This window comes from Arthrobacter sp. Br18 (assembly GCF_000520555.1).
In the GTDB taxonomy this organism is placed as follows: Bacteria; Actinomycetota; Actinomycetes; order Actinomycetales; family Micrococcaceae; genus Arthrobacter_D.
This window is the reverse complement of sequence record NZ_KI914863.1, coordinates 33,203-41,087: the sequence shown is the minus strand read 5'-3', so window position 1 is coordinate 41,087 and position 7,885 is coordinate 33,203. Positions and strand designations below refer to the sequence as shown.

Here is a 7,885-nt window from a genome sequence, read left to right as displayed (position 1 = left end):
AGGGGCATCGGCACGAGCCGTTATCGGTGGATGCGCAGTGACCGCATGCAGCGGTCCTTCGCCTGGGCAGGCTACGAGATCGAGAAGCGCGCGGCGTCGTTGCTCCTGGTGGCGCGGTTCATTCCCATCGGCCGGGTGGCCGTCAACCTGACGGCCGGAGCCACCGGGTACTCCCGCCGGCGGTTCGTCGCACTCACGGCCCTTGCCGGCGTCGCGTGGGCGGTGTACTCGGTGGGGATCGGTGCGCTCGCCGGCGCCTGGTTCGCGCACAACCACCTGCTCGGCGTGATCGTGGCAGTGACGGTGGCTGTGGTGCTCGGCGTCCTGGTGGACCGCGTCATCGCGCTGGTCCGGGGCTCCGGGCCCGCACACATCCGTCCGGAACACGCTCCCGTGCCTGCGGAGTCCGGCCTCGCGTAATGTTGGTTTCGTGACTCCATCCCAGCTGAATCCAATGTCCGACACCGCCATCGACATCGCCACCCTTCCCAAGATCTCCCTCCATGACCACCTCGACGGCGGCCTCCGGCCGGCGACGATCCTCGAGCTGGCAGCAGAGATCGGGCACCACCTGCCGGCACAGGACGCCGAGGCGCTGGGCGCGTGGTTCCGCGAGTCGGCCGACTCGGGATCCCTGGAGCGCTACCTCGAGACGTTCGACCACACCATCGCCGTGATGCAGACACGCGATGCGCTGATCCGCGTCGCCCGGGAGTTCGTCGAGGACCTCGCGGCCGACGGCGTGGTGTACGGGGAGGTGCGCTGGGCCCCTGAGCAGCATGTCGCCCGCGGGCTGACCCTGGACGAGGCTGTCGAGGCAGTCCAGGAAGGCCTCGAGGCAGGTGCAGCAGCATCGATCGCCGCCGGGCGGGTCATCCAGGTGGGGCAGCTGATCACGGCGATGCGGCACGCGGACCGCAGCCTGGAAATCGCCGAACTGGCTGTCCGCCACCGCGGCAGGGGCGCTGTCGGGTTCGACATCGCCGGAGCCGAGATCGGCTTTCCTGCGCTCCGCTTCGCGGATGCCTTCACCTACCTTGCTGGCCAGCAGTTTCCAGCAACGGTCCATGCGGGTGAGGCCGCGGGCATCGAGAGCATCGTCGACGCGCTGGTGCACGGCCGCGCCCTGCGCCTCGGTCACGGTGTCCGGATCGCCGAGGACATCCACATCGACTACTCCGACGCCTCCGACGACGGCCCCGGCTCCGGCACAGCCGACAGCGACGATGCTGACGACGTCGGCGTCGCCAGTCTGGGCCATGTTGCGTCATGGGTCCGGGACCGCGGGATTCCCCTTGAGCTGTGCCCGTCCTCCAACCTCCAGACTGGCGCGGTGAAAGCCTTCGGCGACGCCATCGAGGACCACCCGTTCGACCTGCTGTACCAGCTCGGGTTCAAGGTCACGGTCAACACCGACAACCGGCTCATGAGCGGGGTCACCCTCACCGGTGAGTTCGAGCTGCTCGTCGACACGTTCGGGTACGACCTCGGGGACCTTCTGGAACTGACGCTGAACGCCGTCGACGCCGCCTTCCTGCCGCTTGAGGACCGGGAGGCGCTCGCCGAGCACATGGCCCTGAGCTTCGACCGGGCCGCAGGCCAGGCATCGTAGGCACACCGGGATGAAGCGCCCGGACGTGCAGCCCGACGTGCGCCCGGACGTGCAGCCCGACGTGCGCCCGGACGTGCAGCCGGGCGTGCAGCGGGCCGCACGCCCGGAACCGGCCCCGGTGACCGGGGCCGAAGCGGGCGCCGCACTGGAACGCCTGCTCACGGTGATCGGCCAGCTGCGCCGGCACTGCCCGTGGACCGCTGCGCTCACCCCGACCAGCCTGCAGCAATACCTCGTGGAGGAGTGCTACGAGCTCCTCGACGCGGTCGAGCAGGCGGAACGGGTCGAGGAGGAGGAACAGCAGGCGGGATCCGCGGCCCGGAAGGGCGCCGTCCTCGACGAACTGCGCGGCGAGCTCGGCGATGTCCTCTACCAGGTGGTCCTGCACGCGGAGCTCCAGCGCGAACGGGGCGCCTTCGGAGCCGGAGCCGTGGTGGAGGGACTCACCGCCAAGCTGGTGCGCCGCAACCCGCATGTGTTCCATGCCGACGGCTCCCTTCAGGAGCACTTCCCCGCGACCGTCGGAGAGATCGTGGCGACCTGGCAGGCGGTGAAGGCAACGGAAAAGCCTGACCGGAAGCGTTTCGACGGCATACCTGCCCATCTGCCTGCCCTCGCGCTGGCGGCAGAGACACTTTCCCGGGCAGCGGCAGCAGAAGCTGGACCGGCGATCCCGCCGATCCCGGTGACCCTGCCGATCCCACCGATCCCGCCAGTGCAGCCGGACAGCGGGACGGCGGAGGAGTTCGGTGACCGGCTGCTCGCCCTCGCGGCCGCCACCGTCGCACGGGGCGTCGACCCGGAGCTCGCGCTGCGCAGCGCGGTGCACCGTTTCCAGGTTCGCGCCGGGGCAGCTTCCGGTGCCCGCTCCCCGGAAGGGCCGCGGAAACAGCCCCTTCCCTGAAGCCCGGCCGGCCGCGGCGTGAACTAGGCTTGCAGTGAGAATCCCACCCGGACATTCCAACGAACAGGAGCACTTCCATGGCAATTATCGACGCCATCCACGCGAGGGAAATCCTCGATTCCCGCGGCAACCCAACGGTCGAGGTCGAGGTACTGCTCGACGACGACACCTTCGGCCGCGCGGCGGTGCCCTCGGGAGCCTCCACCGGAGCCTTCGAAGCCAATGAGCGCCGCGACGGCGACAAGGACCGCTACCTCGGCAAGGGTGTCCTCCAGGCCGTGGAAGCCGTCATCGAGCAGATCCAGCCGGCCCTGCTCGGGTTCGATGCCGCCGACCAGCGAGCCATCGACCAGGCCATGATCGACCTCGACGGGACCGAGAACAAATCCAACCTCGGCGCCAACGCGATGCTCGGTGTTTCCCTCGCCATCGCCCGCGCGGCCGCGGAGTCCTCTGCCCTGCCGCTGTATCGCTACCTCGGCGGACCCAACGCGCACGTCCTTCCCGTGCCTCTCATGAACATCCTGAACGGCGGGTCCCATGCGGATTCCGACGTCGACATCCAGGAATTCATGATCGTCCCGCTGGGTGCGCAGTCCTACTCCGAGGGCCTGCGCTGGGGCGTCGAGGTCTACCACGAGCTGAAGAAGGTGCTGAAGGAGAAGGGCCTTGCCACCGGTCTCGGCGACGAAGGCGGCTTCGCGCCGAACCTGCCCTCCAACCGCGACGCACTGGACCTCATCACCACCGCCGTCGAACGCGCCGGGTACACGCCGGGCACCGATATCGCCTTCGCCCTGGACGTGGCCGCCTCCGAGTTCTACAGCGATGGCGCCTACACCTTCGAGGGCAGGTCCCTCAGCACCACCGAGATGAGCGCCTACTACGAGGAGCTGGTCCGCGACTACCCGCTGGTCTCCATCGAGGATCCGTTGGACGAGGACGACTGGGAGGGCTGGAAGGCCCTCACCGAGACCATCGGCTCAAAGGTCCAGATCGTGGGTGACGACCTGTTCGTCACCAACCCGACGCGCCTCGAGCGGGGCATCCGGAACCAGACCGCCAACTCGCTGCTGGTCAAGGTGAACCAGATCGGCACCCTCACCGAGACACTCGACGCCATCTCCATGGCGCAGCGCGCCGGGTACACCACCATCACCTCGCACCGGTCCGGTGAAACCGAGGACACCACGATCGCCGACATCTGCGTGGCCACCAACGCCGGCCAGATCAAGACCGGTGCTCCGGCCCGCTCGGAGCGCGTGGCGAAGTACAACCAGCTGCTGCGCATCGAGGAGGAGCTGGACGACGCCGCCCGTTACGCCGGCCGCAGTGCCTTTCCGCGTTTCACTGCCTAGTTCCGCCGGCGGGCAGATAACCTCGTAGGACGGGATTCGACAGTGATGTCCCCTCAGATCTCAACGCAGCAACCACCCGAGGAGTAACATGACCGCCCGCCGCCCCAAGGTGCCGCGTGCTGTCCGTCCCTCGCCGCCCGCGGGGGAGCGGACAGGCGCCGGGCCGACCGGGCATCCTCCGGCCCGCACCGCGCCCGGCCACCCGAAGGCCGCCTCCCCGTCGGCGCGGAAGGCGGCACCGGACCAGTCGGCGTCGCGCGTGGATCAGCAGGCGGCCTCCCCGAAGTCGGATGGCTCGGCTCCGCCGTCCGGTTCTGGTGTCCCGCGGTCTGATGGCTCGGTTCCGCCGTCCGGTCCTGGTGTTTCGAAGTCTGATCGCTCGGTCTCGTCGTCCGAAGCGCGGGCTGCGGAGCGCACGCAGCTCGCCGGAGCTATCCGACGGAGCCCCTCCGGGTCGACAAAACGGCCGAACCGCGTCATCGAACCTGCGGAAGATGCCAAACCGATCCCCGCGAAATCGTTCTCCGGCCGCCTGCTGGCCCTCGGCGTCGTTCTGGTTGCTGTGACAGTGCTGCTTGCGCCCTCGCTCAACACCTATCTGCAGCAGCAGGCCGAGCTCGATGCCCTGCGGGAGGACATTGCGCGGCAGGAGCAGGTGCAGGCCGACCACCAGACGGAACTCGCCCGCTGGGACGACCCTGCGTATATCAAACAGCAGGCGCGCGACCGCATCTTCCTCGTCATGCCGGGGGAGACCCGCTATCTGGTCAAGGGCGGTCAGGGGATCGAGGACCCCACCTCGGCAGGGTCGGACGCACAGCCGGAGGACCTGCCCTGGGTGGATTCCCTGTGGAGCACTATCTCCCGGGCTGCAACTGACTGAGTGGACCTGATGCAGGAAGCTCGAGCAGCTCAGGAGGCACGGAACAGCACGTGCGCCGCGCAAGCGCACCGAGGAAGGACTCGCGTGAAAGAGCAGGACCAGCGGACGCCCACGCAGCAGGATCTCGACGTCCTCAGCCGGCAACTGGGCCGCCCGGTCCGCGATGTCGTCGAGATCGGCGCCCGCTGCGTCTGCGGCAACCCGCTCGTGGCGACCACTGCGCCACGGCTGTCCAACGGCATTCCCTTTCCCACCACCTACTACCTCACGCACCCGGTGATCACGGCCGCCGTCTCACGGCTCGAGGCCGACGGCGTGATGACCGATATGACCTCCCGCCTCGGTGTTGACCCGGCACTCGCCGGGAGATACCGGAGCGCCCACGACGCCTATCTGGCAGCGCGGCGCGCCATCGGAGACCGCACGGGCACGGGAGCCGTTCCGGAGATCGACGGGGTATCGGCGGGGGGCATGCCTACCCGCGTGAAATGCCTCCACGTCCTCGTCGGCCATTCCCTCGCCGCGGGACCAGGCGTCAATCCGCTCGGCGACGAGGCCATCCAGGGAATCGCCCAGTGGTGGACTGCGGACACGTGCTTCTGTGACGGGGCCTGGGACACGGCAGGTGTGGTTCCCTCGGCGGACCTCAGCCGGCACAGCAGGACCCAGGGCCTGTCCGCCGACGAACTCGAGCGGAAGCGCGCTGCGCGCCGCACCCCATCCCAGGAGGACTGATGCGCACAGCTGCCATCGACTGCGGTACCAATTCCATCCGGCTGCTCATCGCGGATATCGACGAGGCCGGCGTGCTGACCGACGTCGAGCGCCGGATGCGCGTGGTGCGCCTCGGCGAGGGAGTGGACGCCACCGGGCGCCTCTCCGACGCCGCTCTGGTGCGGACGTTCGCCGCGGCCGAGGAATATGCCGGACTCATTGCACAGCACGGCAGCCCGGAGGTGCGTTTCGTGGCGACGTCGGCTTCCCGCGACGCGGAGAACAGGGACGACTTCGCGGACGGGATCCGCGAGCGGCTCGGGGTGGACCCCGAGGTCATCTCCGGCGCGGAGGAGGCGGCGCTGTCCTTCCACGGCGCGGTCAGTGTGCTGGGCGCCGCCGACGACGAAACCGTCCTGGTGATCGACCTCGGTGGCGGCAGCACCGAATTCGTCGCGGGCGATTCCTCCGGCGTCACCGCGTCACGGAGCATGGATATGGGCTGTGTGCGGTTCACCGAACGGTTCCTCCATGGGGATCCTCCCACCGCGTCCGAGATCTCCGCCATGGAGGCCGAGGTGAGGTCCCTCATCGCTGCGGCCGCCGCGGACGTGCCGCTGGGAACGGTCACCACACTGGTCGGCGTGGCGGGGAGCATCACCACGGTCACCGCCCACGCCCTGAAGCTTCACGAATACTTCCCGGAACGGATTCACGGAGCTGTCCTCCGCACGCCCGACATCCAGGCGGCCGCAGCGGACCTCCTGCACCGCAGCCGCGCAGAGCGGGCGGAGCTCCCCTACATGCATCCGGGCAGGGTGGACGTCATCGGCGCCGGGGCCCTGATCTGGAAGTGCATTGTCGAGGAGGTGGCCGAGGCAACGCGTGGCCGCGTGGGTGGGGCCACTGCGAGTGAACACGACATCCTCGACGGTATCGCCCTCAGCATTGCGGCCCGCAGGACATGACATGGTGACCGGAGGAGGACATACGGCACGGCGCCGTTCCCGCCGCGGGCGGCTGCTGCGCTCAGCCGTCGCCGCGGTGGTCGCAGCCGCTCTGGCCGGGACCCTCGGTGCTCCTCCGGCCGCTGCCGACGAAGTGCGGGAGAGGCAGTACTGGCTCGAGGCCTACGGAATCACCGAGGCCTGGACCACCAGCCAGGGCGAGGGCGTCAAGGTGGCGATCATCGACAGCGGCATCGACAGCACGCACCCGGACCTTGCCGGAGCGGTGACCGGCGGTACCGACGCGTCCGGCGCCGGCAGTCCGAACGGACAGCAAGGCATCGGCGAGGTGCCGGCGCACGGGACCCTCGTCGGAACCCTGCTCGCCGGCCGCGGGCATCAGGGCCTGGTGCCGTTGGTGGCGCCCGGCCCGGAGCCGTCGGCGGAAGTGCCGTCGCCCCTGCCGGAAGTGCCGTCGCCGACGGAAGTGCCGGAAGTACCGACGCCGTCGTCGTCGTCGACGGAAGCGCCGTCACCACTGCCGGAAGGGCCGGAAGCGCCGGGCGGCAGCACAACGACACCAGGGCCATCAGCCCAGCCGCTCCCGCGGGAGGCTCTTCCCCCGGCCGCGCAGGCCCCGGGTCCCCTGAGCATCTATGGGAGGGGCCCGGACGGAGTTGTGGGGGTGGCGCCGAAAGCCGAACTGCTTGCGGTGTCCGTATGGATCGACGGACCGACGGGCGGGCCCAACCCCGCCGGGATCGACATCAACGACCAGATCCCGACGGCGGTGCGGTGGGCCGTCGACAACGGCGCCGACGTCATCAACATGTCGCTGGGAAGCACCTCCACCACCTGGCCGGAGAGTTGGGACGAGGCGTTCCTGTACGCCGAGCAGCAGGACGTGGTGATCGTCGCTGCCGCGGGCAACCGCGCAGGCGGACTGACCCAGGTCGGTGCGCCCGCGACCATCCCCGGCGTCCTCTCCGTTGCAGGACTCGACCGCGCGGGGGTGGCAAGCCGTGAGGCGTCCTCCGAGGGGATCAGCATCGCCGTCGCGGCGCCGTCCGAGGACCTGGTGGGAGGGCTTCCCGGCGGAGGGTATGCCGAGTGGTCCGGAACCTCGGGCGCGGCGCCCCTGGTCGCCGGGGTAGCCGCCCTCATCCGGTCGAAGTACCCGGAGCTGAGTGCCGCGCAGGTGGTCAACCGGATCATCGCCACAGCGCGCGACACCGGTGTGGCCGGGTTCGACACCCTCTACGGGCATGGCATCCTCGATGTGGAGGCTGCGGTGAACGCGGATATCTCGGTACCCGAGGTGAACCGCCTGGGGAGCATGGCCGAGTGGATCCAGGTCTACCGGCGGAGCGAGGGCACCGCAGCGCCCGTTCCCGGCGTCGAGGTCGAGGAGTCCGCCCCGGACATCCTCGAGCCGCCCGTCCCCCGGGCGGAGGAGCGGCAGGACGC

General features: G+C 69.6%; 8 protein-coding genes. All 8 read left to right on the top strand.

Annotation, left to right across the window (positions count from 1 at the left end; all coding sequences use genetic code 11):
- Positions 1 to 420, top strand: a 420-nt coding sequence (locus Y704_RS25220; RefSeq protein WP_035772219.1) for a DedA family protein, incomplete at its 5' end; no start/stop codon positions are given.
- 34 nt (positions 421 to 454) lie between these two features.
- On the top strand, positions 455 to 1,612 hold the full coding sequence (locus Y704_RS0109550) for an adenosine deaminase (RefSeq protein ID WP_035772216.1): 1,158 nt from the start codon (positions 455 to 457) through the stop codon (positions 1,610 to 1,612).
- A 10-nt stretch (positions 1,613 to 1,622) separates the two neighbouring features.
- On the top strand, positions 1,623 to 2,516 hold the full coding sequence (locus Y704_RS0109545; RefSeq protein ID WP_081747531.1) for a MazG nucleotide pyrophosphohydrolase domain-containing protein: 894 nt from the start codon (positions 1,623 to 1,625) through the stop codon (positions 2,514 to 2,516).
- 77 nt (positions 2,517 to 2,593) lie between these two features.
- A complete protein-coding gene (gene eno, locus Y704_RS0109540) occupies positions 2,594 to 3,874 on the top strand; it encodes a phosphopyruvate hydratase (RefSeq protein WP_026549950.1) in 1,281 nt (426 codons plus the stop codon).
- Between the two features lie 88 nt (positions 3,875 to 3,962).
- Entirely contained in the window at positions 3,963 to 4,757 is a 795-nt protein-coding gene (locus Y704_RS24845; protein ID WP_026549949.1) for a septum formation initiator family protein, read from the top strand.
- Between the two features lie 84 nt (positions 4,758 to 4,841).
- Positions 4,842 to 5,492 (top strand): DUF501 domain-containing protein, encoded by a 651-nt coding sequence (locus tag Y704_RS20230; RefSeq protein WP_035772214.1) that lies wholly within the window; start codon positions 4,842 to 4,844, stop codon positions 5,490 to 5,492.
- Positions 5,489 to 6,439, top strand: coding sequence for a Ppx/GppA phosphatase family protein (locus Y704_RS0109525; RefSeq protein ID WP_026549948.1), 951 nt, complete (start codon positions 5,489 to 5,491; stop codon positions 6,437 to 6,439). Before Y704_RS20230 ends, Y704_RS0109525 begins: the two co-directional genes overlap by 4 nt.
- Before the next feature lies 1 nt (position 6,440).
- A partial coding sequence (locus Y704_RS20225; protein ID WP_051476877.1) for a S8 family peptidase occupies positions 6,441 to 7,885 on the top strand: 1,445 nt, incomplete at its 3' end.

What these genes read in the sequence shown, in the direction of transcription:
- Y704_RS0109550 (WP_035772216.1), top strand. Translation starts at nt 455, where the DNA reads ATGTCCGACACCGCCATCGACATCGCCACCCTTCCCAAGATCTCCCTC.
- Y704_RS0109545 (WP_081747531.1), top strand. Translation starts at nt 1,623, where the DNA reads ATGAAGCGCCCGGACGTGCAGCCCGACGTGCGCCCGGACGTGCAGCCC.
- eno (WP_026549950.1), top strand. Translation starts at nt 2,594, where the DNA reads ATGGCAATTATCGACGCCATCCACGCGAGGGAAATCCTCGATTCCCGC.
- Y704_RS24845 (WP_026549949.1), top strand. Translation starts at nt 3,963, where the DNA reads ATGACCGCCCGCCGCCCCAAGGTGCCGCGTGCTGTCCGTCCCTCGCCG.